This window comes from Streptomyces sp. NPDC014676 (genome assembly GCF_043084105.1).
Lineage (GTDB): Bacteria > Actinomycetota > Actinomycetes > Streptomycetales > Streptomycetaceae > Streptomyces.
Window position 1 is genome coordinate 94,658 of sequence record NZ_JBIBZI010000017.1, and the last position, 26,002, is coordinate 120,659.

At 71.1% G+C, this 26,002-nt stretch carries 25 protein-coding genes; 14 read left to right on the forward strand and 11 right to left on the reverse strand.

The annotated features are described in order from the left end of the window. Nucleotides 1–109: 109 nt before the first annotated feature. From ACF1DX_RS33605 to ACF1DX_RS33630, 6 genes are read right to left on the reverse strand one after another with little or no spacing between them, the layout of a single operon-like run. Nucleotides 110–1,096 carry an ABC transporter substrate-binding protein gene (locus tag ACF1DX_RS33605; RefSeq protein WP_391794944.1) on the reverse strand — a complete coding sequence of 329 codons (987 nt, stop codon included), beginning with the start codon at nucleotides 1,094–1,096 and terminating at the stop codon, nucleotides 110–112. Nucleotides 1,097–1,133: 37 nt separating this feature from the next. Continuing rightward, nucleotides 1,134–1,940 carry an amino acid ABC transporter ATP-binding protein gene (locus tag ACF1DX_RS33610; protein ID WP_391794945.1) on the reverse strand — a complete coding sequence of 269 codons (807 nt, stop codon included), beginning with the start codon at nucleotides 1,938–1,940 and terminating at the stop codon, nucleotides 1,134–1,136. Further along, on the reverse strand, nucleotides 1,937–2,959 hold the full coding sequence (locus tag ACF1DX_RS33615; RefSeq protein WP_391794946.1) for an amino acid ABC transporter permease: 1,023 nt from the start codon (nucleotides 2,957–2,959) through the stop codon (nucleotides 1,937–1,939). Before ACF1DX_RS33615 ends, ACF1DX_RS33610 begins: the two co-directional genes overlap by 4 nt. A 21-nt stretch (nucleotides 2,960–2,980) precedes the next feature. Continuing rightward, nucleotides 2,981–3,937, reverse strand: coding sequence for an ABC transporter substrate-binding protein (locus ACF1DX_RS33620; RefSeq protein WP_391794947.1), 957 nt, complete (start codon nucleotides 3,935–3,937; stop codon nucleotides 2,981–2,983). Next, a complete protein-coding gene (locus ACF1DX_RS33625; protein WP_391794948.1) occupies nucleotides 3,934–4,479 on the reverse strand; it encodes a GNAT family N-acetyltransferase in 546 nt (181 codons plus the stop codon). Before ACF1DX_RS33625 ends, ACF1DX_RS33620 begins: the two co-directional genes overlap by 4 nt. After that, entirely contained in the window at nucleotides 4,476–5,612 is a 1,137-nt protein-coding gene (locus ACF1DX_RS33630) for an LLM class flavin-dependent oxidoreductase (RefSeq protein ID WP_391794949.1), read from the reverse strand. The genes ACF1DX_RS33625 and ACF1DX_RS33630 overlap by 4 nt, the downstream gene beginning before the upstream one ends. Before the next feature lie 596 nt (nucleotides 5,613–6,208). Here ACF1DX_RS33630 and ACF1DX_RS33635 point away from each other — a divergent pair. The 10 genes from ACF1DX_RS33635 (at nucleotide 6,209) to ACF1DX_RS33680 (ending at nucleotide 15,997) form a co-directional block, all read left to right on the forward strand. Then, entirely contained in the window at nucleotides 6,209–7,216 is a 1,008-nt protein-coding gene (locus ACF1DX_RS33635; protein ID WP_391795020.1) for an amino acid ABC transporter permease, read from the forward strand. Further along, a complete protein-coding gene (locus ACF1DX_RS33640) occupies nucleotides 7,213–9,189 on the forward strand; it encodes an FAD/NAD(P)-binding protein (protein WP_391794950.1) in 1,977 nt (658 codons plus the stop codon). Before ACF1DX_RS33635 ends, ACF1DX_RS33640 begins: the two co-directional genes overlap by 4 nt. 273 nt (nucleotides 9,190–9,462) lie before the next feature. Beyond that, nucleotides 9,463–10,032, forward strand: coding sequence for a winged helix-turn-helix domain-containing protein (locus tag ACF1DX_RS33645; protein WP_391794951.1), 570 nt, complete (start codon nucleotides 9,463–9,465; stop codon nucleotides 10,030–10,032). Between the two features lie 13 nt (nucleotides 10,033–10,045). Beyond that, on the forward strand, nucleotides 10,046–11,272 hold the full coding sequence (locus ACF1DX_RS33650; protein WP_391794952.1) for an acyl-CoA dehydrogenase family protein: 1,227 nt from the start codon (nucleotides 10,046–10,048) through the stop codon (nucleotides 11,270–11,272). 101 nt (nucleotides 11,273–11,373) lie between these two features. Beyond that, a complete protein-coding gene (locus tag ACF1DX_RS33655) occupies nucleotides 11,374–11,832 on the forward strand; it encodes an RrF2 family transcriptional regulator (protein ID WP_391794953.1) in 459 nt (152 codons plus the stop codon). 139 nt (nucleotides 11,833–11,971) lie between these two features. Further along, the gene (locus ACF1DX_RS33660; RefSeq protein ID WP_366815035.1) at nucleotides 11,972–12,073 is read left to right on the forward strand and encodes a putative leader peptide; all 102 of its coding nucleotides are present in this window, start codon (nucleotides 11,972–11,974) and stop codon (nucleotides 12,071–12,073) included. Nucleotides 12,074–12,257: 184 nt separating this feature from the next. Next, the gene (locus tag ACF1DX_RS33665; protein WP_391794954.1) at nucleotides 12,258–13,364 is read left to right on the forward strand and encodes an aliphatic sulfonate ABC transporter substrate-binding protein; all 1,107 of its coding nucleotides are present in this window, start codon (nucleotides 12,258–12,260) and stop codon (nucleotides 13,362–13,364) included. A gap of 460 nt (nucleotides 13,365–13,824) precedes the next feature. Then, nucleotides 13,825–14,895: a Rieske 2Fe-2S domain-containing protein gene (locus ACF1DX_RS33670; protein ID WP_391794955.1), complete on the forward strand. Its 1,071-nt coding sequence runs from the start codon at nucleotides 13,825–13,827 to the stop codon at nucleotides 14,893–14,895. Next, a complete protein-coding gene (locus ACF1DX_RS33675) occupies nucleotides 14,892–15,062 on the forward strand; it encodes a hypothetical protein (protein ID WP_391794956.1) in 171 nt (56 codons plus the stop codon). The genes ACF1DX_RS33670 and ACF1DX_RS33675 overlap by 4 nt, the downstream gene beginning before the upstream one ends. Then, entirely contained in the window at nucleotides 15,059–15,997 is a 939-nt protein-coding gene (locus ACF1DX_RS33680) for a PDR/VanB family oxidoreductase (RefSeq protein ID WP_391794957.1), read from the forward strand. The genes ACF1DX_RS33675 and ACF1DX_RS33680 overlap by 4 nt, the downstream gene beginning before the upstream one ends. Here the strand turns inward: ACF1DX_RS33680 and ACF1DX_RS33685 are convergent. After that, nucleotides 15,948–16,763: an IclR family transcriptional regulator C-terminal domain-containing protein gene (locus ACF1DX_RS33685; RefSeq protein WP_391794958.1), complete on the reverse strand. Its 816-nt coding sequence runs from the start codon at nucleotides 16,761–16,763 to the stop codon at nucleotides 15,948–15,950. The genes ACF1DX_RS33680 and ACF1DX_RS33685 overlap by 50 nt on opposite strands. Nucleotides 16,764–17,047: 284 nt before the next feature. Between ACF1DX_RS33685 and ACF1DX_RS33690 the strand changes: the two genes are divergently transcribed. From ACF1DX_RS33690 to ACF1DX_RS33705, 4 genes are read left to right on the forward strand one after another with little or no spacing between them, the layout of a single operon-like run. Then, entirely contained in the window at nucleotides 17,048–18,019 is a 972-nt protein-coding gene (locus ACF1DX_RS33690; protein WP_391794959.1) for an ABC transporter substrate-binding protein, read from the forward strand. Then, on the forward strand, nucleotides 18,016–18,789 hold the full coding sequence (locus ACF1DX_RS33695; protein WP_391794960.1) for an ABC transporter permease: 774 nt from the start codon (nucleotides 18,016–18,018) through the stop codon (nucleotides 18,787–18,789). The genes ACF1DX_RS33690 and ACF1DX_RS33695 overlap by 4 nt, the downstream gene beginning before the upstream one ends. Further along, complete coding sequence (locus ACF1DX_RS33700) at nucleotides 18,786–19,565, forward strand: ABC transporter permease (protein WP_391794961.1); 780 nt, start codon at nucleotides 18,786–18,788, stop codon at nucleotides 19,563–19,565. Before ACF1DX_RS33695 ends, ACF1DX_RS33700 begins: the two co-directional genes overlap by 4 nt. A gap of 20 nt (nucleotides 19,566–19,585) precedes the next feature. Next, nucleotides 19,586–20,389: an ABC transporter ATP-binding protein gene (locus tag ACF1DX_RS33705; protein WP_391794962.1), complete on the forward strand. Its 804-nt coding sequence runs from the start codon at nucleotides 19,586–19,588 to the stop codon at nucleotides 20,387–20,389. On the opposite strand, the gene ACF1DX_RS33710 is transcribed toward ACF1DX_RS33705, so the two are convergent. From ACF1DX_RS33710 to ACF1DX_RS33725, 4 genes are read right to left on the reverse strand one after another with little or no spacing between them, the layout of a single operon-like run. Next, nucleotides 20,361–22,526 (reverse strand): discoidin domain-containing protein, encoded by a 2,166-nt coding sequence (locus ACF1DX_RS33710; RefSeq protein WP_391794963.1) that lies wholly within the window; start codon nucleotides 22,524–22,526, stop codon nucleotides 20,361–20,363. The genes ACF1DX_RS33705 and ACF1DX_RS33710 overlap by 29 nt on opposite strands. A gap of 36 nt (nucleotides 22,527–22,562) precedes the next feature. Next, complete coding sequence (locus ACF1DX_RS33715) at nucleotides 22,563–24,146, reverse strand: glycoside hydrolase family 13 protein (protein ID WP_391794964.1); 1,584 nt, start codon at nucleotides 24,144–24,146, stop codon at nucleotides 22,563–22,565. A 37-nt stretch (nucleotides 24,147–24,183) separates the two neighbouring features. Then, a complete protein-coding gene (locus tag ACF1DX_RS33720) occupies nucleotides 24,184–25,050 on the reverse strand; it encodes a carbohydrate ABC transporter permease (RefSeq protein WP_391794965.1) in 867 nt (288 codons plus the stop codon). Beyond that, a complete protein-coding gene (locus ACF1DX_RS33725; protein ID WP_391794966.1) occupies nucleotides 25,047–26,000 on the reverse strand; it encodes a carbohydrate ABC transporter permease in 954 nt (317 codons plus the stop codon). Before ACF1DX_RS33725 ends, ACF1DX_RS33720 begins: the two co-directional genes overlap by 4 nt. Between the last annotated feature and the right edge of the window lie 2 nt (nucleotides 26,001–26,002).

Consider the following 26,002-nt stretch of genomic DNA (forward strand, 5'->3'; position numbering starts at 1 on the left):
GTGGTGTGTTTTTGGTTGTGGGTTGGTGGTTTTTGTGGGTTTGGGTTTTGTGTCGTGTTGGTGGGGGGGGGGGGGGGGGGGTGGCGGGCCCCGCCCACCCCCGGGTCGGCTACTTGTTGGTCCTGGGCAGGCCGGGCGGGTTGATCTCGGACTTGGTCACGGCCTCGTCGGACAGGCCCCAGCGCTCGAGAACCTTCGCGTATGTGCCGTTGTCGATGACGTGGTTGAGGGCGTCGGCGAGCGGCTCGGCCAGGCCGCTGTCCTTCTTGGTGGTGGCCGCGATGAGGCCCTGGAGGGTGGAGCCGGCGCCGGAGTACGTGCCGACCACTTCCGTCTTCCCGGTGGTGGCCGCGTGGTAGGCGGCGGTCGGGTTGGGGCCGAGGTAGAGGTCGATGCGGCCGGACTGGAGGGCGAGGTAGGTGTCGCTGTCGTTCTGGTAGTACTTGATGTTCACCGGCTCGCGGCCGGCCTTCTCGTTCTCCTTGCTCCACTCGATGAGCAGCTTCTCCTGGTTGGTGCCGCTCTGGACGGCGACGGTCTGTCCGGCCACGTCCTTGGGCCCGGTGACCTTCTGGCCGCTGCCCTTCTTCGCCTCGAAGCCCAGGTTGTCCTCGCGGTAGGTGGCGAAGTCGTACTTCTCCTTGCGCTCCTCGGTGACGGTGATGTTGCTGAAGCCGACGTCGTACTTGGCGCTGTCGAGGCCGACGAAGATGTTCTCCCAGGAGACGGCATGGAACTTCGGCTTGAGGCCGAGCACGTCGGCGACGAGGTGGGCGATGTCGGGCTCGACGCCGATGAGGGTCTTGTTGTCGGTGGCGTGGAAGTTCAGCGGCGCCGCGCTCCCGGACGACTGGACGAGTTCCAGCGTTCCTCTCTCGCGGATCTCCTCCGGGACCCCGGCGGCGATGGAGTCGACCTTGTCGGTGGTGACGCGGTTCTGGTCGGGACTGATGTTGATCTTCGTCTTGCCGCCCGACGTGGCCGCGACCTCGGTCGTGCCGCCGTCGTCGGGGTTGCTGCACGCGGCGAGGACGAGGGCGGTGGCGAGTCCGAGCGCGGCTGCGGCGGTGCGGCGGGGGATCGAGGTGGTCGACATGGTCGTGCTCCTTGCTGCGGAAAGGGGTGAGGGCCGGTCAGAGGACCTTGGAGAGGAAGGCGCGGGTGCGCTCGTGCCGCGGGTCGTCCAGGACGGCCGCGGGCGGACCCTGCTCCACGACGACACCGCCGTCCATGAACACCACGGTGTCGGCGACCTCGCGGGCGAAGCCGATCTCGTGGGTCACGACGATCATGGTGGTTCCGGTGCGGGCCAGGTCCTTGATGACGTCGAGGACTTCGCCGACCAGTTCCGGGTCGAGCGCCGAGGTGGGCTCGTCGAAGAGCAGCACCTTCGGTTCGAGGGCGAGCGCGCGGGCGATGGCCACGCGCTGCTGCTGGCCGCCGGAGAGCTGCCGGGGGTAGGCGTCGGCCTTGTCGGCGAGGCCGACCCGGTCGAGGAGCCGGCGGGCGGTCTCCTGCGCTGCCCTGCGCGGGCGGCGCAGTGCGGAGACGGGGGCCTCGATCAGGTTGTCCAGCACGGTCAGGTGCGGGAAGAGGTTGAAGTTCTGGAAGACGAACCCGATGTGGGTGCGCTGCTTCAGTACGTCCTTCTCCTTCAGCTCGTGCAGCTTGCTCCCGGAGCGGCGGTAGCCGATGAGTTCGCCGTCGATGCTGATCCAGCCGCGGTTGACTTTCTCCAGGTGGTTGATGGTGCGCAGCAGCGTGGACTTCCCCGAGCCGGACGGGCCGAGGATCACGGTGACCTCGCCGGCCCGGACCTTCAGGTCGACGCCGCGCAGCACCTCCAGCGGGCCGAAGCTCTTGTGGACGCCGTGGACGTCCACCATCACGTCGTCGGCCGTCGGCGTCGCGTCCTTGACGGCCACCGTCACGTCGCTCATCGGCTGTCTCCCAAGGGCTTCAGGGGTATGACGGGCTGGTCGCGCCGGGCGGCGGCCGCGCGCAGGGCGCGGACGAAGCGCCGGGCGCGCTGGAGCGGGGTGGGTGGCGGGGTGCGGTCGGCGCCCCGGGCGTAGCGGCGCTCCACGTAGTACTGCGCGACCGACAGCAGGGAGGTCAGCACCACGTACCAGGCGGTGGCGACCAGCAGCAGCGGGATCACCCGGCCGTTGCGGCCGTAGATCACCTGCGCCTGGTAGAACAGCTCGCCGATGGACATCACGTAGACCACCGAGGTGCCCTTGAGCAGCCCGATGATCTCGTTGCCGGCCGTGGGCAGGATGGCGCGCATGGCCTGCGGCAGCACGATCCGGCGGATCTGCCGCAGCCGGGGGATGCCCAGCGCGGCGGCCGCCTCCAGCTGCCCGTGGTCGACGGCGATGACACCGCCGCGCACGATCTCGGCGGCGTAGGCGGCCTGGTGCAGCGTCAGCCCGATGACGGCCGCGCCCATGGTGCCGATGATGCTGTTGCTGTCGACGGACCAGAACACCGGGCCGAAGGGGATGCCGAAGCCCAGCCTCTCGTAGAGCGCGCTCAGGTTGAACCAGAACACCAGCTGGACGATCATCGGGATGGACCGGAAGATCCAGATGTAGGTCCAGGCGACGGTCTGCAGCACCGGACTGCGCGACAGCCGCATGAAGGCCAGGACGGTGCCGAGGAGGAAGCCGAGCACGGTGGCGTAGGCGGTGAGCTGGAGGGTCACCCACACCGCTTGGACGATCGTCTCGGACAGCACGTAGTCGCTGAAGACATCCCACTCCCAGACCGGGTTGGTGGCCAGACCGTGCACGAACTGGGCGACCAGCACGATCACGGTGACGGCCGCCACCCAGCGGGCGTGGTGGCGGGCGGGGACGACCTTGAGGGAGGCCGGATCGTCCGGAGCGGGCGGGGCCCCGGGGCCGGTGCCCGGGGTGGCCGCGCCGGGCGGCGCGATGTCGGTGGTGGATGCCATCGTGGTGTACCTGCTCGACTCTCAGGTGTGCTCGGGCGGGTTGATCCGCGACGTGTCGATCGCGGAGGCGGAGGTGCCCCACTTCTCGAGGATCCGGGCGTACGTGCCGTCCTTGATCAGCTCGTTGACGGCCGCCTGGAAGGCCTTGGTGAGGGGGGAGCCCTTCTTGAAGGCGAAGCCGACGTCGAGGCGGTGGAACTCGCCGAGGAAGGTGGTTCGGGAGGCGGGCTGGGCCGCCTGGTGACGCAGGCCGTTGATGGTCGACATGATCACGTCGATACGGCCCTGCTGGAGCGCGCTGAGGGTCGCCGCGTTCTCCGAGTAGACCTTCACGTCGTACGGCTTCTTGCCCGCCTTCGCGCACACCCCCTTCCACGCGGTGAGGGTCGCCTCGAAGGTGGTGCCGGCGCCGGTGCCGATGGTCAGCCCGCACAGCCGGGTGAGGTCGGTGACCTTCTTGCCGAGGGCGGTGTTGCCCGTCCTCACCGCGAAGCCCTGGCCGTCGTTGATGTAGGTGACGAAGTCGATGGTCTTCAGGCGTTCGGCCGTGACGCCGAAGTTGCCGGTTCCGAAGTCGTACTTGCCGCTGCCCAGGGCGGGCAGGATCGTCTCGAAGGAGGCGTCCTGGCGCTCCAGCTCGACGCCGAGGACCTTGGCCACCGCGTCGGCGAGGTCGATGTCCTGGCCGGCGGGTGGCTTGTCCTGCCCGTTCGGGTAGTACGCCCCGGGCGGGAATCCGACCGAGCTGCCGACCCGCAGCGTGCCCGCCTCGCGGACGTCGGCGGGCAACAGGGCGGCGGCGGAGTCCACCTTGCGTACGGCGGCGACCGGGTCGTCGGTCGGCGCGGGGGACGCCTGAGCGCCCGCCGGTGCGGTGCCGGAGGTGTCGCCTGAGCCACAGGCGGTCAGCGCCAGTACGGGCAGCAGCGCGATGGTCGCGGCGATGCGCAGGCGGGTTCCGATCGGGTGGAGGTTCACAGGTCGGCTGCCTTTCCCGTACGTGCTGTGCGTGCTTCGGCCGGCAGATGCTTCTCGAAGGGCAGCGGGCCGATGGTTTCCGGGTCGGCCTCGGTGTCGAACAGCGGTGTGTAGCCGGTGGCCAGGTACAGGCCGCGGGCCTCGGGCTGGCGCGGCCCGGTGGTCAGGTGGACCCGCCGGTAGCCGCGTGCGCCCGCCTCGCGCTCCAGCTCGGCGATGACACGGCGGGCGAGGCCACGCCGCCGGTGGGCGGAGTGGGTCCAGATCCGCTTCAGCTCGGCGGTGGTCGCGTCGTACCGCCGGAAGGCGCCGCCCGCGACGGGCTCGCCGCGCTCCAGCAACAGGAGCAGCAGACCGCCGTACGGTTCGGTGAACTCCTCGTCGGGGTAGCGGGAGATCTCGGCGTGGGCGTCCTTGCCGTAGCGCGTGGAGTACTCGTGGCCGAGCTCGCGCAGCAGGGGTCTCACGCGCGGGTCGGACACAGGGACATGGAGTACCGTCACATCCACTGCTGCCGACGGCTGTTGGGCCACGGAGGTCATTCGCCCACCGCCGCAAGGGTCTGCGTCCCGCGTGCCGCCCGTTCGGCGTCGCGCTTGGCGACCTCCTCGCGGACGATCGGGATCACGTACCGGCCGAAGTCGATGGCGTCGCCCAGCAGGTCGTAGCCGCGGGCGGAGAGGATGTCGACGCCGAGGTCGTAGTAGTCGAGCAGCGCCCGGGCCACGGTCTCGGGGGTGCCGACCAGGGCGTTGGAGTTGCCCGCGCCACCGGTCGCGGCGGCGGTCGGGGTCCACAGGGCGCGGTCGTAGCGCTCCCCCGCCTCGGCGATGGCGATCAGCCGCTGCGATCCGGCGTTCTGAGGCCGGGCGTGCCCGTTGTGGCGTTTGGTGATCGCCTCGCCCTTCTCCTTGCGGGCCTTGATCGCGCCGACCGTGCGGTGGGCCTTCTCCCAGGCCAGTTCCTCGGTCGGGGCGATGACCGGGCGGAACGCGACCTGGATGCGGGGCACGTCGGTGCGGCCCGCGGCCTTGGCGGCGGCCTTGACGTTCTCGATCTGCTCGGCGGTCTCGGCGAGGGGCTCGCCCCACAGGCAGTAGATGTCGGCCTCGGCGCCTCCGGCGGCGTACGCGGCAGGGGACGAGCCTCCGAACGAGACGTTCGGGCGGGGCTGTTGGACGGGGAAGACGTCGCTGACGAAGTCATGGAAGCGGTAGTGCTCGCCCTCGTGGTCGAAGGGCTCGTGGGTGGTCCAGATCTTCTTGACGATCCGGATGTACTCGCGGGTGCGGGCGTAGCGCTCGTCCTTGGTGAGGGTGTCGCCCTCGCGGCCCTGCTCGTGGTCGTTGCCGCCGGTGATGAAGTGCACGGTCAGCCGGCCCTCGCTGATCCGGTCAAGGGTGGCGAAGGTCTTGGCGGCGAAGGTGGGGTAGGAGACGTTGGGCCGGTGGGCGAGCAGGATCTGCAGGCGCTCCAGCCGGCTCGCGATGTACGCGGCGGCCGGGGCGGGGTCCGGGGACCCGGAGCCGTAGGCGAACAGGACCCGGTCCCAGCCGTGGTCCTCGTGTGCCCGGGCGAGCCGGAGCGTGTACTCCTTGTCGAACGCGGCGCCGGAGCGGGGCGTGGTTTCGGAGCCGTCGTTGGTGGCGGCGATACCGAGGAACTCCACGGGCATGGGAATGGCCTTTCAGGAATCGCGGCGGCACGCGGGCAGGGCGGAATCGCCGTGCGTGCGGGCATGAGTGAACAGACCGTCAGGCGGACGGGTCGGTGCGGTCGTGACGACGTCGAGCGTGGGGAGAAGCAGAGCTTCGGCAGCGCGCGTGAGGGGAGAACTCGGCCCGCGACGGGGTCACCGAGGGAGGGAACGGCCGGTCAGACGGCCCGCTGCCGAGTCAGGCGCAACACGCGGCGGACCACACTCGACCGAAGTCGATGTGATCGCGCGTGACCAAGCGCGGCTGGGCATCCATGCGACTACTTGAGCAGTACATCGTGGCGCTCGTCAAGCAGCACCCGGATGCCGGACCGCCCGTGGCCGGCGCCGCGCCGGGCGCTGTTGACACATCGACGCCCTGGGCACATACGATCGACAGCGGATCGGCCGCCCTTCCCGGCAGCCTTTCCGGCCGCGTTGAGGGACGCGGCGGATGTGACGACGCCGAGCCCCGGCCGCACCGTACGCACGCAGCGCCTGTGCCGTTGCGCTCCCTGCGGGTGCCACCGGGTGGTCACCCACGCCTGCGATCCCCTCCCCCGGAGAGCCCCTCGATGCTCACGCCTTCCGAAGTCACGCCAATACCTGCGACGAAACCCCCGGAACGGGCGGGCGCGCCCGACCCCGACGTGCCGCGGGTCGTGCCGCGCCGGCATGTCGGCCGGTGGCTGACCGCTGTCGTCGCGCTGCTGCTGTTCGCGATGGTGCTCAACTCCGTCGTCCGCAACGACGCCTTCCAATGGAGCGTGGTGGGCCGGTACTTCACCACCGCCGCCGTGCTCGACGGACTGCTGCTGTCTCTGTGGCTGACGGCTGTGGTGATGGTGCTCGGATTCCTGCTCGGCACCGTGCTCGCGGTGATGCGGCTGTCGGGCAACCCGGTGCTGCGCACGCTGAGCTGGGGTTACGTGTGGATCTTCCGGTCCACGCCGTTGCTGGTGCAGCTGCTGTTCTGGTTCAACATCGGTGCCCTGTACCCGACGCTCGGCTTCGGCATCCCGTTCGGCCCGGAGTTCGTCACCGTCAGGACGGTGAATCTGCTCGGCCCCACCCTCACCGCCGTCATCGGCCTGACCCTGCACGAGACCGCCTACGCCGCGGAGGTGGTGCGCGGCGGCATCCTCTCCGTGGACGCCGGGCAGACCGAGGCCGCACAGGCACTCGGTCTGAGCAGACGCCGCACCCTGCGCCGGATCGTCGTCCCGCAGGCGATGCGCTCCATCGTGCCCACGGCCGGGAACATGCTGATCGGCACCCTCAAGGGCACCAGTATCGTCAGCGTGCTGGCCGTGCACGACCTGCTGTACTCGGTGCAGCTCATCTACAACCAGACCTACCAGGTCATCCCGCTGCTGATGGTCGTCACCCTCTGGTACATCGCGGTCACCACGGTGCTCAGCACGGGCCAGTTCTACGTCGAGCGGTACTACGCGCGCGGGGACTCCCGCGCCCTGCCGCCGACCCCGTTGCAACGGCTGCGCGGCCACCTGACCGCCGTGCGCCACCGGCTGAGCGCGGCCACGGCCGCCGACGCCCGCCCGGCGATCGGCGGTGACCGGTGAGCGGCACCCCTCCGCCGGCCGTCCTGGTCGTCGTCGGCGCGGGGCCGCGCGCCACGGGCCTGCTGGAGCGGATCGCCGCCAACGCGCCCGGACTGTGGGACGGAGCACGGGAGTTGCGCATCCACCTGGTGGACCCGCACCCGCCCGGTCCGGGACGCGTCTGGCGCCACGAGCAGTCGGCGCTGCTGCGGATGAACTCCATGGCCGAGGACGTCACCATGTTCACCGACGACTCCTCCACGATCGACGGCCCGGTACAGCCGGGCCCTTCCCTTGCCGAGTGGGCCGCCCAGTTCTCCGGCCGGAGCCCGCGCCACGCCCCGTACGCCGAACCCACCGACCCTGACGTGCTCGCCGAACTGCGCACGCTCGACGGGTCCGACTTCCCCACCCGCCGCGCCCAGAGCGCCTACCTGGACTGGGTGTTCCGCAGGGTGCTGGCCCGGCTGCCGTCCACCGTCACGGTCGAGTGGCACCCCACCACCGCGACCGCCGTCACCGGCCCCCCGGACGGCCCGCAGCAGGTGCACCTCGCCGACCGTGCCACTCCGCTCACCGCCGACCTGGTCGTCCTCGCCCAGGGCCACCTCGGCTCCACACCCGCCGCCGAGCACCGCGGCCACGCCGCCTTCGCCCGCCGCCACGGCCGCCGCCACCTCCCACCCGAGTTCACCGCCGACGCCGACCTGTCCGGACTGCGACCCGGCGAACATGTCATCGTGCGCGGCTTCGGACTGGCCTTCATCGACCTGATGGCGCTGCTCACCGAGGGGCGCGGCGGCACCTACCGCACCGAGGCCGACGGCACCCTCACCTACCTCCCGTCCGGCCGCGAGCCCGTCCTGCACGTCGGATCGCGGCGCGGGGTGCCGTACCACTCCAAGACGCGCTACCGCCTCCAGGGCCCGCCGCCGCCGCTGCCCCGCCACTTCGGCCCCGAGGCGGTCGACGCGCTGCTCGCCGAGGGCCGTCCGCTGGACCTGCGGCGCGATGTGTGGCCGCTGATGGCCAAGGAGATCGGCTTCGGCCACTACCACGAGCTCTTCCACGCCCACCCCGGGCGCACGGCCCTCCCCTGGCCGGATTTCGTCGCCGCCTACGACCGCCTGGGCTGGTACGACGCCGAGATGGCGGCCCTCGTCGCCACGGCCGTACCCGACCCGGTGGACCGCCTGGACTTCGAGGTCCTGGACCGCCCGCTGGGCGGCCTCGCGTTCCCCACGCCGGAGGCCTTCCAGGACCACCTGCGCGACCACATCTCCCGGGACGTCGCCCGCCGCGAGGACCCGGCGTTCAGCGCCGACCTCGGGGCGTTCCTCGCCCTGCTCTCGGTCTACGGGCAGCTGCCCCGCCTGGTCGCGGCGGGGCGACTGACCGCGCGTTCCGTCGCCGAGCAACTCGACGGCTGGTGGCACGGCTTCTTCAGCTTCCTGGCCTCCGGGCCGCCCGGCTTCCGCCTGCGCCAGCTGCTGGCTCTGTCCCGGGCCGGGGTCGTCCGTTTCCTGGGTGCCGGCATCCGGATCGGCACCGACGAGAGCACCGGCACCTTCACCGCGACCGGCCCCACCGTCCCGGGGCACACCCTTCACGCCACCGCCCTCGTCGAGGCGTACCTGCCGGGCCCCTCCCTGGCCCACACCGAGGACCCACTCCTGCGGGGCCTGTACCGGGAAGGCGCACTCGCCGAGGAGGTCATCGCCGACCCCACCCACACCCACCGCTCCGGCCTGCTCGCCGTCTCCCCCACGGACGGCCACGTCATCGACCCGTCCCTCGAGAGCCCCCATCCCCGCCGCATCGCCCTCGGCGCCCCCACCAACAGCCGGGCCGTCGCCGCCTTCGCCCGTCCCCGCACCAACGCGCCGGCCTTCCGCCAGAACGACGCGGTCGCCCGCGCGCTCCTGCGTGCCCTGAGCGCCACCGAGGCCGGGACGGCCACGTCTCCGGTGGACGGCCGGCCTCTCAGAGTGTGAGACCTTCCCTGCTTTTCCTATCGAATTACTAGGGAAACCTTGACTGCGTCCGCCGGGGGTGCACAGGATGGTGAACATGTCCCGTACGCAGCAACGACTCGTTCGTCGTCGGCATGTCGACTTTGGTCACGTCGTCAGTGCCGCCTGCTGCCGCGCGTGAGGCACGCGACTCACCCCTTCGTCCGTGCCGCTCCGCTCCCCCCCTTCCCAGGCGATCAGGCGAACTCACCCACCGCGCCTGACGGCCCGACACACTTCCGAGGGACAACTGCCATGACCACGACACTTCCGGCCCAGGCCGCCCCGCACGATCCGCTCCTCTCCGACACACCCCGTCTTCGTCTGGTGGGCGATACCGCTCAGAGGGACACCCAGGGACACACTTCCACGCCGCTCGTCGGCTACCTCGTGCTCGTCCCCGAGGGCACCGATCCCACCGAACTCTTCGCCAAGGACAGGCCACGGCCCGAGATCCGACCGGTCGCCGCCGCAGGCCCGGCCCCTGTCCCGCGGACGGCGGACGACGTCGTCCGGATCGATCCGGCGCGACATGTCGCCGAGGTCGACGGACGCGAACTCGACCTCACCTACCTGGAGTTCGAGCTGCTGGCGCATCTCGTTCAGCACCCCCACCACGTGCAGACGCGTGATCGGCTGGTGACCGCCGTCTGGGGCTACGACCACATCGGCGACGGCCGCACCGTGGATGTCCACATCGCCCGCCTGCGCCGCAAGCTGGGCAAAGCTCACCGGCACCGCATCGTCACCGTTCGGCGCGTGGGCTACAAGTACGTGCCCGACCAGCAGGAGAGCTCCAACGCCGCGCTCCGCGGCCGACCTTGAGGAGACCACTTCCATGCCTGCCTCCGCGCCGTCCCACCCCGCCTCACCGTCCGACCGGACCGGGCCCGGCCATGCGCACTGGCTGCGCGTGGCCCGCGAGGCGGCGGACGACCTGGCCACGGACACCGCGGCCAGGGAGCAGGCGGGCAAGGCCCCGATCGAGGAGGTGTCCCGGCTGCGCGAGGCGGGACTGCTGACGCTCCTGACGCCGGCCGGATCCCGGGGAGGCGGCGCGGACTGGCCCACGGCCTACGCCGTCGTCCGGGAGATCGCCGCGGCCGACGGCGCGATCGGTCGACTGCTCGGCTGTCACTACTTCCTGTCGTGGAGCGCCCGGTTCTTCGCCGGGCCCGCTCTCGCCGCGCGGACGGAGGAGCGGTCCGCGGCCGAACAGTGGTTCTGGGGCGGCGGTTTCGCTCCTCAGGAGCCGCCTCTGATGCTGGCCAGGACCTCCGAGGGACTGGTGCTCGACGGTCGGCAGAGCTACACCACCGGGGTCCTGGTCGCCGATCGTCTCGCCGTGCGCGCCGTGCGGGAGGACACGGGTGAACCGCTCGCCGTCGTGGTGGATCCCGCCCGTCGCGGTGTGGTGATCGACGGCGATACCGACACCTTCGGCCAGCGGCTCGCGGCCGGCGGCAGCGTGGAGTTCGACGACGTACCGGTGGATGCCGACGACGTGCTCGGCTCCCTGTCCGCGGACGAGGACCTGTTGTCGCCCCGGGCCGCCCTGGCAGCTCCGGTCGGGCGTCTCTTCTCCGCCCAGCTCCTTCTCGGCATGGCCGAGGGGGTCCTCTCCGAAACCCGTGAGTACAGCAGGACGGGCCACGCACCCTGGCACCCCGCCTGGCCGACCGGCACTCCGCACGACCCGCAGGTGCAGACCGCCTACGGAGAACTCACCGTCCTGACCCGCTCCGCGTCGGCACTCACCGATCAAGCACTGGAAGCCGTGCGGGGCGGCCTCGAGCGCGGCGAAGACCTCACCTACGACGAGTGGGCGGACATCTCCGCCCTCGTGGCGATGGCCGAAACCGCCGCGGCCCGGGCAGCGCAGGAGTCCACCACCCGCGCCCTCGACATCATCGGCGCCCGGTCCACCTCCGCGCGGCTGGGCTTCGACCGGTTCTGGCGCGATGCCAGGACCCACACCTTGTACGAGCCCGTCGCCCACCGGCTCCGCGATGTCGGGGAGTACTTCCTCAACGGCGCCCACCCCCCGTTCGTCCTGCCCGCCTGAGCGGGAGGCGGGGACGTTCGGGGAGACCGGTTCCGGAGATCGACCGGCCGGCGGCCTGCCGGTGACGGACACCGGCCGAGGTCATGCGGGATAATGGACGCATGCGGATCTCAGCCAGGGCGGACTACGCGGTACGTGCCGCGCTGCAGCTCGCCGCGTCACGGGACGACGGGCCACTGAAGGCCGAGGCCATCGCCGACGCCCAGGACATCCCGCACAAGTTCCTCGAGAGCATCCTGAACGACATGCGCCGGGGCGGTCTCGTGCTGAGCCAGCGCGGCGGCAACGGAGGCTACCGGCTGGCCAGGCCCGCCGAGTCCATCAGCATCGCCGACGTCATCCGCGCCGTGGACGGGCCGCTGGTCTCGGTGCGGGGGGTCCGCCCGCCGGACCTGTCCTACACCGGCCCCGCCGAGTCGCTGCTCCCCCTGTGGATCGCGCTGCGGTCCAATGTGCGCGAGATCCTCGAGGGTGTGTCGCTCGCCGATGTCGCATCGGCCCGGCTGCCCGACGACGTGGCCGCACTGACCGACGCCCCGAAGGCCTGGGTGAATCCCTGACGCACCGGACCGTCGACCAGGGATCCCGACAGGCGAGATGAGCGCGTCCGGCATATGAACACCCCCTTGGGGTGGGCGCCGCCTTCCGCCACAATCCCTATCAGCCAGGTAGGAAAACTAGGGATCTGTGGGGGTGGCCATGAGAACGCTCAGCCGCGCGGACCTTTCACTCCTCCTGCTGACCTCGCGCCGCCACATCGACCTCGGCCGCACGTCCAGCGCCATCTGTCGGACCGTCTGAGACCGTCCGCGGGGCGCCCTTCGGCCGGCAGCACCACTCGTCCGCGCACACCTCCGCTCCCGGACCCGCGACGGCGTTCCCGCCGCCGAGGGCCTTCGAGCGGAGTGCCCGCGCACGTCCGCGCGCTTTCGCCCCGCGCCCTCCTCACCTCCCCGATCGACTTCTTCCCTGAGAGGACACCTCCGTGTCTGCCGCAAGACCGCTCACCGCCCTGCGCACCTTCGCCGCCGTAGCGGCGTTTCCCCTCCTGCTCACCGCCTGCGGCTACGGATCCGACGCCGCTGACGACGACAAGCGGGCCGAGGTCGCGGCGGGTGCCGAGAAGCTCTCCGCCGACGAGGTGAGGATCGGCTACTTCCCCAACCTCACGCACGCCACCGCCCTGGTGGGCGTCCAGGAGGGTCTGCTCCAGAAGGAGCTCGGCGGCACCGAGATCAAGACCTCGACCTTCAACGCCGGCCCCTCCGAGATCGAGGCGCTCAACGCCGGGTCCATCGACATCGGCTGGATCGGCCCCTCCCCCGCCATCAACGGCTACACCAAGTCGAACGGCAAGAACCTGCGCATCATCGGCGGTTCCGCCTCCGGCGGCGTGAAGCTCGTGGTCAACCCGGACAGGATCAAGACCCTGGACGACCTCAAGGGCAAGAAGATCGCCACGCCCCAGCTCGGCAACACCCAGGACGTGGCGTTCCTCAACTGGATCGCGGAGAAGGGCTGGAAGGTCGACGCGGCGAGCGGCGCCGGCGACGTCTCCGTCGTCCGCACGGACAACAAGATCACACCGGACGCCTACAAGTCCGGCTCCATCGACGGCGCCTGGGTACCCGAGCCGACCGCGTCCAAGCTGGTCTCCGAGGGCGCCGAGGTGCTCCTCGACGAGGCCGACCTGTGGCCGGACAAGAAGTTCGTGATCACGAACATCATCGTGTCGCAGAAGTTCCTGAAGGAGCACCCGGACGTCGTCGAGGCCGTGCTGCGCGGTTCGGTGAACACCAACGAGTGGATCAACGCCAACCCGGACAAGGCCAAGGCGTCCGCCAACGCGGCGCTGAAGGAGCTGTCGGGCAAGGAACTGCCCGCCGACGTCATCGACCCGGCCTGGAAGTCGATCACCTTCCTCGACGACCCGCTGGCCTTGACCCTCAGCGCCGAGGCGGACCACGCGGTCAAGGCCGGCCTGCTGGAGAAGCCCGACCTGAAGGGCATCTACGACCTCGGGCCGCTCAACAAGGTCCTCGAGGCCGAGGGCAAGGACGAGGTCGACGACGCCGGTCTCGGCGCCGAGTGACGGCCACCGCACCCGAAGCGCTCCCGGGAGACGACGACCACGGCCACGACGACGGCACGGACGGCCGACCCGCCCCGATGCTCCAGGAGCACGCGCCGTTCCCGTGGCCGACCGCGGGCGAGGACACCGGACTCGCCCCGAGGCTCAGGAGGATCGCCGAGTCCGCTCGCCGGGATCGGCGCCGGCCCGCCGGAGCGGCGCGTGCCGCGCGGCCGGGGTCTGCCGGTCATCCGCTGAACGCACGGCACCGGCTCCGCGGGGCATCACCCACCGCGGAGCCGGTCGCGCCGTCCGCACCGGTGAACACCGCCGGGCCGGCCGGCACACTCCGGCCGGCCCTTTCACCGGAGCGCTTCCGCCCGGCAGAAGCCTCCTTGCCCGGTGGTCGCGGCCGGCAGGACCCTGAACCCGACCACGGAACGCGGGGCGACGACGCCCCGCCGACAGGGACGGGGCCGTCATGCCGCACATCACCGCCTTCGCCAGGAACCAGTGGTACGTCGCCGCCCACAGCCACGAGGTGGGCCGGGAGCTGCTCGGCCGGACGGTGCTCGGGGAGCCGCTCGTGCTCTACCGCACCGAGGGCGACGGAAGTCCGGTCGTGCTCAACGACCGTTGCGTGCACCGTCGTTACCCGCTCTCCGAGGCGCCGACGCGGCTCGACGGCGACCGGATCGTGTGCGGGTACCACGGGTTCACCTACGACACCACCGGTGCGTGCGTGTACGTGCCGGGGCAGAAGCGGGTGCCGCGCACCGCGCGCGTCGCCTCCTACCCCGTCGTCGAGCAGGACGCGCTGGTCTGGGTGTGGATCGGCGACCCGGCACTCGCCGACGCGGACAGCATTCCGCGGGCCCGGCACCTGGACTCCCCCGGCTGGGTGACCGTGCGGGGCATGGAGCCCGTCGACTGCGACCACGGGCTGCTCGTCGACAACCTCCTCGACCTCTCCCACGAGACCTACCTGCACGGCGGCTCCATCGGCACCCCCGAGGTCGCCGAGACGCCGATCACCACCGAGGTCGACGAGGGGGCCGGGATCGTCCGGGTGAGCCGGCACATGGACGACGCCGCGTGCCCGCCGTTCTACGCCCGGTCGACCGGCATCGAGGGGCGGATCACCCGCTGGCAGGACATCGAGTACCACGCGCCGTGCCTGTACCTGTTGCACAGCAGGATCGCCCCGGTCGGTGTGCTGCCCGAGCCGGACGGCAGCGACCCGAACGGCTTCCACACCGAGATCACGTACGCCATCACGCCGTCCGCCGACGGCAAGGTGTACGACTTCTGGGCGGTCTCACGGGACTGGGCCACGGACGACGGCGAGGTGAGCGAGTTCCTGCGGAGCAACAACCACACGGTCGTCATGCAGGACGTCGACGCGCTCAACCTGCTCCAGCGCTCCCTCGGCACCGAACGCGCCGGCTACCAGGAGCTGAGCATCAACATCGACACCGGCGGTCTGGCCGCCCGCCGTATCCTCGCCCGGCTGGTGGAGGAGGGGAACAAGCCCGTGGAGAGGGTCCGATGAGCGAGCGCACCGGCGAGGTCTACCGCGTCGACTGGCTGCCGGGCACCGATCTGCTGCACGGCACCTGTCACTGCGGGCGCGAGCACACCGCGCGGGACCCGGTCGAGATGTGGGAGTGGATGCTCGCCCATCCGCGGGGGCACGAGCCGCGGGGAGCCGGTGCATGACCTCGTACGACGACGTCGAACTCGTCGTGGAGCGGCGGGAGCCGGCGGCCGACGGCGTCCTCGTCCTCACCCTGCGGCACCCCTCGGGCGCGGAGCTGCCCGTCTGGGAACCGGGCGCGCACATCGACCTGCTGCTGGGGCCGGGTCTCGAGCGGCAGTACTCGCTGTGCGGGGACCCGGCCGACCGGGACCGCTGGCGGATCGCCGTCCTGCGGGAGCGGAACGGACGCGGTGGCTCGGCACATGTGCACGAGCGGGTCCGGCCGGGCGACAGGGTACGGGCGCGCGGGCCGCGCAACCGCTTCCGGCTGGAGCCGGCCGGGCGCTACCGCTTCGTCGCGGGCGGCATCGGCATCACCCCCCTGCTGCCGATGCTGGCCGCGGCCGAGGCGGCGGGCGCCGACTGGACCCTGCTGTACGGCGGGCGCACCCGTGCCTCCATGGCGTTCACCGGGGAGCTGGCCCGGTACGGGGAGCGGGTCACGCTCGCCCCCGAGGACGAGACCGGGCTACTGCACCTCTCCCCCGTGCTGGACGGCCTTCCGGAGGGTGCTCTCGTCTACTGCTGCGGTCCCGGTCCGCTGCTCGACGCGGTCGAGGAGCGGTGCCCGGCCGGAGCACTGCGCGTGGAGCGGTTCCGTCCAGCAGCACAACACGGTGGGACGGAGCGCGAGTTCGAGGTCGTACTGGCCCGCAGCGGCCGGACGCTCACCGTCCCGCCGGACGTCTCCGTCCTGGACACGGTGCGCGGAGCGGGCGTCGAGGTGCTCCACTCCTGCACGGAGGGCACCTGCGGCACCTGTGAGACCGAGGTGCTGGAGGGCGAGCCGGACCACCGTGACTCGGTGCTCACCGAGGAGGAGCGGGCGGCCGGGGAGACCATGCTCATCTGTGTGTCCCGGTGTCGCGGCCGGCGGCTCGTACTGGACCTGTGATCCGCAGGTCTGCGTCGATCCGGGCGACCGTCGCCAGCAGGTGGGGCAGCAGGTCCCGGCGTACGGACTCCACGGAGTTGCGGCCGGCGTGCACCGCGATGTTCACGCCGGCCACCACCTCGCCGTCCCGGTCCCGCACCGGCGCGGCGACGGACCTGAGCCCGTCCTCCAACTCCTGGTCGACGAGCGCGTAGCCCTGGCGGCGCACCCGGCGCAACTCGGCGCGCAGGGCGTCCGCCGTGACCAGGGTGCGGGCGGTGAGCGGGCGCAGGTCGGCACGGGCCAGCCGGGTGTCGATCTCGGTGTCCGGCAGACCGGCGAGGATCACCCGGCCCACCGAGGTCAGGTGGGCCGGGAAGCGGGTGCCGACCGTGATCGACGCCGTCATGATGCGGCTGGTGGGGACGCGGGCGACGTACACCACGTCGTCGCCGTCCAGCACGCACAGCGAGGACGACTCCCTCACCTGCGCGACGAGTCGTTCCAGATGCGGCTCGGCGAGCTGCGGCAGCGTGAACCCGGCGAGGTAGGAGTAGCCGAGCTCCAGCACCCGCGGGGTGAGCCGGAAGAGCCGGCCGTCGGTGTGGACGTAGCCGAGATCGGCCAGGGTGAGCAGGAAGCGGCGGGCCGCAGCGCGGGTCAGTTCGCAGGTGCGGGCGACCTCGCTCAGGGTCAGCGCGGGGTGCTCGGCGTCGAAGGCCCGGATGACGGCGAGGCCCCGCTCGAAGGACCGGACGAAGTGCGGTCCGCGGACGTCAACGGTCATCGTGGCCTCCGGGAAGACGTACGAACGTACGCGTCGCGCACGCTATGAGTGCGCGATCCGGCTGTCAACGATGCGTACGCGCACGGGCGGTTGTCCACGATGCGATCGTCGACGACGCGTCCGCGCACGAGCGGGTGTCCACGATGCGATCGTCAACAATTGGACGGCGTACGGGGATTGACCGTGTCTCGGCACGGGCCCTACGTTCCCGATCGGCACGTCCGTTCTCTCTGCGCACAGCCTGTCGGAGCATCCGGTCCGGTCCCACCGCGGGAGTCACAGTCATGCGTCGTCGTCTGCTCATCGGCCTCACGGCCCTGTCCGTCCTGACCGCCGCGACGGCCTGCGGCTCCTCCGACTCCGGTGGGTCGGACGGGGCCGGCTCGTCCGGCGGCACCACCAGCGTGACGGTGGGGCTGATCCCCATCGTCGATGTGGCGCCCCTGTATCTGGGCCAGAAGAAGGGCTTCTTCAGCGAGCGCGGGCTGAAGCTCGAATTCTCCAGCGCGCAGGGCGGCGCCGCCATCGTGCCCGGCGTGGCCAGCGGCCAGTTCGAGTTCGGGTTCTCCAACATGACCTCGCTGATGATCGCCCGGTCCAACAACGTGCCGGTGAAGGCGGTGGCGAACGGCATCGCCTCGACCGGTGTGGTGGGCGAGGACTTCGAGGCGCTCACCGTCAAGGGTGACAGCCCCATCAAGTCGGCGAAGGACCTGGAGGGCAAGAAGGTCGCCATCAACACCCTGAAGAACATCAACGAGACCGCGGTGCGCGCCTCGGTGCGCAAGGCGGGCGGCGACCCCGACAAGGTGGAGCTGGTCGAGCTGGCCTTCGACCAGATGCCGGCCGCGCTCGACGGCGGGCGGATCGACGCGGCGATGGTGGTGGAGCCGGCGCTGGCCACCGTCAAGAGCCAGGGCGGCCGGGAGATCGCCTCCCCCATGATCGACGTCGCGCCGAAGCTCACCGTCGCCATGTACTTCACCTCCGTCACGTACGCGCGGGAGAACCCGGAGACGGTGAGGAAGTTCCAGGAGGCCACCGCCGAGTCCCTGGCCTACGCCGACTCCCACCCCGACGAGGTGCGCGAGATCGTCACCACGTACACGAAGATCCCGGCCGACGTGCTGGCGAAGGTGACCCTGCCGAAGTGGCCGGCCGAGCCGAACCGCGCCTCCATCGAGGAACTGGCGGAACTGGGCGCCGAGGACGGGCTGTTCAAGCAGACTCCGGACCTGGACGAGCTGCTGCCGTGAGGGGAGCCGACGCCGCTCTCGGCGCGGCCGGGCTCGCGGCCTTCCTCCTGCTCGCGGAGGCGGTGCCGCGGCTCGGCCTGGTCGAGGAGGACTACTTCCCGCCGGTCACCCGGATCGCCGACGCCCTCGGCACGGAGCTCGCGGACGGCGCCTTCTGGACCGCGCTGGGCGACACCCTCACCGGCTGGGCGCTGGGCCTGGCGATCGCGGCCGTCGCGGGGATCGTCGCCGGGGTGGTCCTGTCGGTGGTGCCGTATCTGCGCGAGGCGACGGCGTCCACGATCGAGTTCCTGCGCCCCATCCCGTCGGTCGCGCTGATCCCGCTGGCGGTGCTGCTGTACGGCACCGAACTGCGGTCGGTGCTGCTCCTCGTCGTGTACGCCTCCTTCTGGCAGGTGCTGATCCAGGTCCTGTACGGCGTCCAGGACGTCGACCCGGTCGCCGAGGAGACGGCACGGTCGTACGGGCTCGGCACCTGGGCCATGGTCCGGCATGTGCTGTGGCCGACCGCGCTGCCGTATGTGATGACCGGGGTGCGGCTGGCGGCGGCGGTCGCGCTGATCCTCGCCGTCACCGCCGAACTCGTCATCGGCGCGCCGGGGCTGGGCGCGCGGATCGCGGTGGCGCAGACCTCGCAGGCGGTGCCCGAGATGTACGCGCTGATCGTCGTCACCGGTGTGCTCGGGCTGCTGGTCAACGTCGGGGCCCGGTCGGTGGAGCGGCGGGCGCTGGCCTGGCACCAGTCGGTGCGCGGGGAGGTGGCGGTGTGAGGCGGCTGCTGCTGCGGCTGGTGTTCGTGCTCGCGCTGCCGCTGGTGCTGGTGGCGGTGTGGTGGGTGTCCTCGGCCGGCAGCGAGGACGTGTACTGGCCGCCGCTGCGCACGATCCTGGAGACCTTCCCGGACGTCTGGACCGGCGAGCGGTGGCACGGTGACGTGCTGCCCAGCGTGCTGCGGCTCACGGCGGGATACGCCCTCGCCGCCGTCGCCGGAATCGCGCTCGGCACGCTGATCGGCTCGTACCGGAGGGTGCGCGCGGTGTGCGAACCGGTGCTGGAGTTCCTGCGGGCCGTGCCGCCGCCGGTGCTGGTGCCGGTGATCATGCTGTTCGCGGGCATCGGCGACACGATGAAGATCGTCGTCATCGCGAGCGGCTGTGTCTGGCCGGTGCTGCTCAACACCGTCGAGGGCGTGCGGGCGGTCGACGCGGTGATGACGGAGACGGCCCGCTCCTACGGCATCACGGGCGCCGCACGCCTGAAGGACGTGGTGCTGCCGGCGGCGAGCCCGCAGATCTTCGCGGGGCTGCGGCAGGCGCTGTCGATCGGGATCATCCTGATGGTGATCAGCGAGATGTTCGCCGCCAGCAACGGTCTCGGCTTCACCGTCGTGCAGTTCCAGCGCTCCTTCGCGATCCCCGGCATGTGGACCGGCATCCTGCTGCTCGGTCTGCTCGGCTTCGTCCTCTCGGTCCTCTTCCAGTTGGTCGAGCGGCGGGCGCTCGGCTGGTACCACGGTCTGCGCGCCGCCGCCCGGCGGTCCCGGTGAATCTCGCGAAAGGGCGGTCGATGCTCGACGTACGCGGTCTGCGGAAGGTGTACGAGGGTGCGGGGCGGCGCGTCGAGGCGGTGCGCGACCTGACCTTCACGGTGGAGGCCGGTGAACTGGTCTGCCTGGTCGGCCCGTCCGGCTGCGGCAAGACGACACTGCTGAAGTGCGTGGGCGGGCTGCTCGAACCGACGGCCGGCGAGGTGGTCCTGGCCGGGCGGAGGGTGGACGGCCCGCCGCCCGGGATGGCGTTCGTGTTCCAGGAGTACGGGCGCAGCCTGTTCCCGTGGATGCGGGTCGGGCAGAACGTCGAACTCCCGCTGAGGCAGAAGGACCTGGGCAAGGCGCGACGCCGCGAGCTGGTCGCGGACGCCCTCGCCTCGGTGGGGCTCGCGGACGCGGCCGGGGCGTACCCGTGGCAGCTCTCGGGCGGGATGCAGCAGCGGGTGGCGATCGCACGGGCGCTGGCGTACGAGCCCGAGGTGCTGCTGATGGACGAGCCGTTCGCGGCGGTCGACGCGCAGACCCGCGCCGATCTGGAGGATCTGGTACGGCGGTTGTGGCGGGAGCGCGGGATCACGGTCCTGTTCGTCACCCATGACATCGACGAGGCGGTGTACCTGGGCGAGCGGGTGATCGTGCTGTCGGCCTCCCCCACCGTCGTACAGGAGCAGCTGAAGGTCGATCTGCCGGCCGAGCGGGACCAGTTGAGCACCCGTGTGGCGCCGCGCTTCGCCGAGCTGCGGACCCATGTGTACGAGCGGATCCAGGCGGCGAAGCGCGGCGTCGTCACCGTCAAGACAGATACGCCTCCACCTCACTGAACTGGGCCGCCGGCCAGCCGGTGTTGCCGGTGACGTGCAGCCGCAGGTGGCGCAGGTCGCCGGTGACCGGGATGGTCACCGTGTTGCCGGTGGCCGGGTCGAAGCGGTACTCCTTCGAGGCGACCACCGTCGAGTACGCCGAGCCGTCGGCGCTGCCCTGCACGGACAGGGTCTGGGTGCGGGCTCCCCAGGCTGCCTGCGGGGGCAGTTTCAGCACCAGCCGGCGTACCGGCTGCCGGGAGCCGAGGTCGACCGTGAGGGACTGCGGAAAGGCGTGGTTGGCCGACTCCCAGTAGCTGTTGGCGTCCCCGTCGACCGCCTTGCCGGGGGTGTAGACGTCCTGGGAGCCCGTGGCGGTGGCCGGGCGGCCCTGGGCGAGGTTGCGGTCCGGGTCGGGGTCGGGGTTGCCCTGGCCGGGCTGGGGCCAGGTGGTGCAGTCTGACCAGGTGCTGTCCCAGCCGGAGTTGCCGCCGCCGTCGGTGACGGCGAAGGTGCCGGAGCCGGACGGGTAGGGGCAGTTGTAGACGCCGGCCGAACCGACGCCGGTCGCTGTCACGTTGCGGAAGGTGGCGGCCCCCTGGGTCTCCGCCTGGACGACGACCGTGCCCGCCCTGGTCACGGTGGCGCCGTCGACGGTGATGTTCTTCGCGGCGTGTCCGCGTCCGCTGCCCGAGACGAACTCGAAGGCGCTGTAGGGGCTGTCGGTGATGGTCGTGTTGGTGATCCGCACCTGCGCCTCGATGGCGCTGTCGTAGGAGTCGACGCGCAGGGCGCCCATCGGGTGGTTCCAGTTGGGGTTCATGGCGCCGGTGCGCACGAGGGTGTTGCCGTCGACGGTGATGGTGCCGGACAGCGGGTGGAAGGGGTCGAGGAACTTCTGGTTGGAGATGGCGATACCGCTGCCGAGGGCGTTGGTGTCGGAGATCAGGTTGTTCCGTACGGTGATGTCGGTGCCGCCGTAGACGGCGATGCCGTTGGCGAGGTTCGGCTGCGAGATGGTGTTGTTCTCGAAGCTGCTGTTCACGTCGGGGGCGTTCAGCGACCACATGGCGAGCGCGTCGTCGCCCTGGTTGCGCAGGAAGTTGTTGCGGACCTTCACTCCGCGCGCGTTGCCGTTGAGGTTGAGGCCGTCCGCGGTCATGTCGAGGAAGCGGTTGTTCTCGACGACGAGGTTGTCGTTGGTGCCGGTCAGCCAGAGGCCCACCTTGAGGTGCTGGAGCCACATGCCGGAGACGGTGGAGTTCGGGCCGAGCGAGCCGTTGACGAAGTTGTCGGGGCTGGAGTCGACGCGTTCGGTGACCTCGCCGATGACGGCGAAGTCCTTGAGGTGGACGTTCCCGGCGGAACCGGTCTGGTCGATGAAGCGGGAGCCGCGCACGATCGAGTGCCAGCTTCCGGCGCCCCGGATGGTGACGTTCTGGACGCCGTTGAGGGAGGAGGTGAGCCGGTACTCCCCCGGCGGGATCCAGACGGTGCCGCCCTGGGCGGCGGCGATCGCGGACCGGAAGGCCTGCGTGGAGTCTCCCTGTCCTCCGGGGTCGGCGCCGTGGTCGGTGACGGAGACGGCGCCGGAGGGCTTGGCGGCGGGGGCGGCGACCTGCTCGAAGTCGGCGACGTCGACGGTGACCTGGACGCCGGTGGCCTCCACGGCGACCTTGTCACCCGCCTGGAGGTCGCGTCCGAGCAGCATGCGGGTGTTGTCGTAGAGGTGGTGGGTCCTGGCGCCGGCGATCCAGGAGGTGTCGACGTAGGAGTACTTGGAGGTGACGGGGAGGGTCCTGTCGAGTCTCTGTCCGTTGACGTGGACGGCGAGGCTGCCGGACTGGCCGTCGGGGACGCTGTAGGCGACGTTCACGGCGTTGGCCGCGCGGGGCACGGTGAACTCCACGCGCTGGCCCGCGGCCAGGCGCACCGCTTGGCGGCCGGAGGCCTCGGAGGCGAGGGTGCCCTGGGTGTGGTCGGGTCCGATCCTCGTGCCGGTGCCGGTGGCCGCCTCGGCCTCGACGGAGGTGAAGGGGAGGGTGGCGCCCGCTGCGGCGTGGGCGGGGGCGGGCGCGAGGGCGACGAGCATGCCGGCGGCCACGGCGACGACCGTACCAATGGCTGACATGTTCCTGACAGTAGATCCGGTGCTCATGTGTACTGGTCCCTTCGTGGTGGGGGGCAGGGGAAGCTAGCCGCGCAGCCAGACCGCGGTGTCCTTCGGCAGTCGTCCGTCGGGGTCCAGGGGGCCGCTGCCGAGGAGCAGTGCGGTGTGGGCGGGGAGGGCGGCGGGTGCGTCCGCGAGATTGACCACGCAGAGGACGCCACCGTCCGCGCGGCTGAAGGCGAGGACGCCGTCGGCGGCGGGCAGCCAGGTGAGCGGGCCGTCGCCGAGGACCGGGCGCAGCCGGATCGCCTCACGGTAGAGGGCGAGCATCGAGCCGGGGTCCCCCTCCTGCCGGTCGGCCGCGTACGAGGCCCAGCCGGCGGGCTGCGGCAGCCACGGTTCGCCGCCGAACCCGGCGTGCGGTGCGTCGGCCGTCCACGGCAGCGGCACCCTGCACCCGTCGCGGCCGGGGTCGGTGCCCCCGGAGCGGGCGTGCATGGGGTCCTCGATGCGGTCGAGCGGGATGTCCGCCTCGGGCAGGCCGAGTTCCTCGCCCTGGTAGACGTAGACCGCGCCGGGCAGGGCCAGGGAGAGCAGGGCGGCGGCGCGGGCCCGGCGGGTGCCGAGGGCGAGGTCGGTCGGGGTGCCGAAGGCCTTGGCGGCGAAGTCGAAGCCGGTGTCGGCGCGGCCGTAGCGGGTGACGGTGCGGGTGACGTCGTGGTTGCACAGCACCCAGGTGGCGGGGGCGCCGACCGGGGCGTGTTCGGCGAGGGTGTCCTCGATGGAGGTGCGCAGGCGGGCCGCGTCCCAGGGGCAGGTCATGAAGGAGAAGTTGAACGCGGTGTGCAGTTCGTCGGGGCGGAGGTAGCGGGCGAAGCGTTCGGTGTCGGGGAGCCAGACCTCGCCGACGAAGACGCCGCCGTACTCGTCGGCGACGGCACGCCAGCCCCGGTAGACGTCGTGGAGTTCGTCGCGGTCGACATAGGGGTGCGGGTCGCGGCCCTCGACGAAGTCGGGCAGCCGGGGGTCCTTCACCAGCAGGGCGGCGGAGTCGATACGGACGCCGGCCACGCCCCGCTCGAACCAGAAGCGCAGGATGTCCTCGTGCTCCCGGCGGACTGCGGGATGGGCCCAGTTGAGGTCGGGCTGCTCGGGGGCGAACAGGTGGAGGTACCAGTCGCCGTCGTCCAGCCTGCTCCAGGCGGGGCCGCCGAACTCGGACTTCCAGTCGTTCGGGGGGAGTTCGCCGTGCTCGCCGCGGCCGGGGCGGAAGTGGAAAAGTTCCCGCTCGGGGCCGCCGGCGAGCGCGGCCCGGAACCAGGGGTGCTGGTCGGAGACGTGGTTCGGCACGATGTCGACGATCGTGCGGATGCCCAGTTCCCGGGCCTCGGCGATGAGTTTCTCGGCTTCGGCGAGGGTGCCGAAGGCCGGGTCGATGGCCCGGTAGTCGGCGACGTCGTAGCCGCCGTCCTTCATCGGGGACAGGTACCAGGGGTTGAACCACAGGGCGTCCACGCCGAGTTCGGCGAGGTACGGCAGCCTGGCGCGGACGCCGGCGAGGTCTCCGGTGCCGTCGCCGTCGCCGTCGGCGAAGCTGCGGACGTACACCTGGTAGATGACGGCGGAGCGCCACCAGTCGTCGTTCGGGGCAGGGGTGAGCTGTCCCACGGTGCGTGCCTTTCTCTTGTGCGGATGAGGTGCGGTGTCAGCCCTTGGTGCTGCCCGCGCTGATTCCGGCGATGATGTGCCGCTGGAAGATGAGGAACAGCGCGACCATGGGGATGCTGGCGATCACCATCGCGGCGATGAGCACGGTGAGCTGGATGTTCTGCGACAGTTGCACCAGTGCCACGCTGATCGGCTGCTTGCCGGTGTCGGAGAAGACCATCAGCGGCCACAGGAAGTCCTGCCACACGGCGACCAGCGCGAAGATCGACACCACGCCGAGCACCGGACGCGACATGGGCAGCACGACCGACCACAGGGTGCGCAGCTTCCCGGCGCCGTCCATCTCCGCGGCCTCGAGCACGTCCCTGGGCAGTTGGTCGAAGAACCGCTTGAGCAGGTAGAGGTTGAAGGCGTTGGCGACGGCCGGCAGCCAGATGGCGAGGGGGTCGTTGAGCAGGCCGAGGTCGGCCACGGTCAGGTACTTCGGTACGACCAGGGCCTGCGCCGGGACCATCAGGGTGGCGAGGATGCCGCCGAGGATCAGCGTGCCGAAGGCGGGCCGGAGCTTGGACAGGGCGTAGGCGGCGGCCGTGCAGAACACCAGTTGGAACAGCCAGGCGCCGGCCGCCTGCACCACCGTGTTCCACAGGTGCGTGGGCAGCTCCATCAGCTCCCAGGCGTCGGTGTACCCGCTGGTGCTCCAGCTCTCCGGGACGAGGGTGGGCGGGGTGCGCGCCACCTCGTCCGGTGACTTCATCGCGCCGCTCGCCATCCAGTAGACGGGGAAGAGGAAGGCGAGCGCGAACAGCACGACGACGCCGGTGAACACGGTCCGGTAGACGGCCCTGCCGCGCGGGCGGGCCAGCACGGCCGGGGAGACGAGGGTGCGGGTGGTGCTGCTCATACGGCCTCCTCTCCGGAGCGGGTGAGACGGAGGTAGACGGCGGAGAACGCGCCGAGCAGGGCGAGGAGCATCACGCTCAGCGCGCAGGCGCCGCCGAAGTCGTTGTAGAGGAAGGCGTACTTGTAGATGAGGTAGAGGACGGTCACGGTGGCGTTCTCGGGGCCGCCGCCGGTGATCACGAAGGGTTCGGTGAACACCTGCATGGTGGCGATGATCTGGAGCAGCATCAGCATGAGGATGACGAACCTGGTCTGCGGGATCGTCACATGGCGGATGCGCTGGAGCAGGCCCGCGCCGTCGAGTTCGGCGGCCTCGTACAGCTCGCCGGGGATGGACTGCAGGGCGGCGAGGTAGATGAGGACGGTGCCGCCCATGTTGGCCCAGGTGGCGACGATGACGAGGGAGATCAGTGCGGTGTCGGCGCCGTTGGACCAGTTCGAGGTGGGCAGGTGGAGGAAGCGCAGCGCCTCGTTGGCGAGGCCGGCGCCGGGGTCGTAGAACCACTTCCACAGCAGGGCGCTGACCACCGGCGGGATCATCACCGGCAGGTAGACGACGACCCGGAAGAAGGCCTTGGCGTGCCGCAGTTCGTTGAGCACGAGGGCCAGGACGAAGGGGATCGCGAAGCCGATCAGCAGGGCGAGCAGGGTGAAGGTGAGCGTGTTGCGCCAGGCGGCGCCGAATTCGGGGTCGTTCAGGACCCGGGTGAAGTTGGCGGTGCCGACCCATTCGGGGTCGGAGCCCGGCGTGTACTTCTGGAAGGCGATCACGACGGCGCGGATCGCCGGGTACCAGGAGAACAGGGCGAAGCAGACGAGTCCGCCGGCGAGGAAGCCGTAGGTGCGCAGGTGGTCGGTGAGGCGGCGCCGTCTCCGCTCCCCTGCCGGGGACGGCGCCTTCACCGGTCGGATCCGCACGGCCGTGGGCGGCCGTTCAGCCGTCTTCGTCACCG

Bases quoted from the DNA above. Each gene is read 5' to 3' on its own strand.
- ACF1DX_RS33605 (WP_391794944.1), bottom strand. From the start codon at position 1,096: ATGTCGACCACCTCGATCCCCCGCCGCACCGCCGCAGCCGCGCTCGGA.
- ACF1DX_RS33610 (WP_391794945.1), bottom strand. From the start codon at position 1,940: ATGAGCGACGTGACGGTGGCCGTCAAGGACGCGACGCCGACGGCCGAC.
- ACF1DX_RS33615 (WP_391794946.1), bottom strand. From the start codon at position 2,959: ATGGCATCCACCACCGACATCGCGCCGCCCGGCGCGGCCACCCCGGGC.
- ACF1DX_RS33625 (WP_391794948.1), bottom strand. From the start codon at position 4,479: ATGACCTCCGTGGCCCAACAGCCGTCGGCAGCAGTGGATGTGACGGTA.
- ACF1DX_RS33630 (WP_391794949.1), bottom strand. From the start codon at position 5,612: ATGCCCGTGGAGTTCCTCGGTATCGCCGCCACCAACGACGGCTCCGAA.
- ACF1DX_RS33635 (WP_391795020.1), top strand. From the start codon at position 6,209: ATGCTCACGCCTTCCGAAGTCACGCCAATACCTGCGACGAAACCCCCG.
- ACF1DX_RS33645 (WP_391794951.1), top strand. From the start codon at position 9,463: ATGACCACGACACTTCCGGCCCAGGCCGCCCCGCACGATCCGCTCCTC.
- ACF1DX_RS33650 (WP_391794952.1), top strand. From the start codon at position 10,046: ATGCCTGCCTCCGCGCCGTCCCACCCCGCCTCACCGTCCGACCGGACC.
- ACF1DX_RS33655 (WP_391794953.1), top strand. From the start codon at position 11,374: ATGCGGATCTCAGCCAGGGCGGACTACGCGGTACGTGCCGCGCTGCAG.
- ACF1DX_RS33660 (WP_366815035.1), top strand. From the start codon at position 11,972: ATGAGAACGCTCAGCCGCGCGGACCTTTCACTCCTCCTGCTGACCTCG.
- ACF1DX_RS33670 (WP_391794955.1), top strand. From the start codon at position 13,825: ATGCCGCACATCACCGCCTTCGCCAGGAACCAGTGGTACGTCGCCGCC.
- ACF1DX_RS33675 (WP_391794956.1), top strand. From the start codon at position 14,892: ATGAGCGAGCGCACCGGCGAGGTCTACCGCGTCGACTGGCTGCCGGGC.
- ACF1DX_RS33680 (WP_391794957.1), top strand. From the start codon at position 15,059: ATGACCTCGTACGACGACGTCGAACTCGTCGTGGAGCGGCGGGAGCCG.
- ACF1DX_RS33685 (WP_391794958.1), bottom strand. From the start codon at position 16,763: ATGACCGTTGACGTCCGCGGACCGCACTTCGTCCGGTCCTTCGAGCGG.
- ACF1DX_RS33690 (WP_391794959.1), top strand. From the start codon at position 17,048: ATGCGTCGTCGTCTGCTCATCGGCCTCACGGCCCTGTCCGTCCTGACC.
- ACF1DX_RS33705 (WP_391794962.1), top strand. From the start codon at position 19,586: ATGCTCGACGTACGCGGTCTGCGGAAGGTGTACGAGGGTGCGGGGCGG.
- ACF1DX_RS33710 (WP_391794963.1), bottom strand. From the start codon at position 22,526: ATGAGCACCGGATCTACTGTCAGGAACATGTCAGCCATTGGTACGGTC.
- ACF1DX_RS33720 (WP_391794965.1), bottom strand. From the start codon at position 25,050: ATGAGCAGCACCACCCGCACCCTCGTCTCCCCGGCCGTGCTGGCCCGC.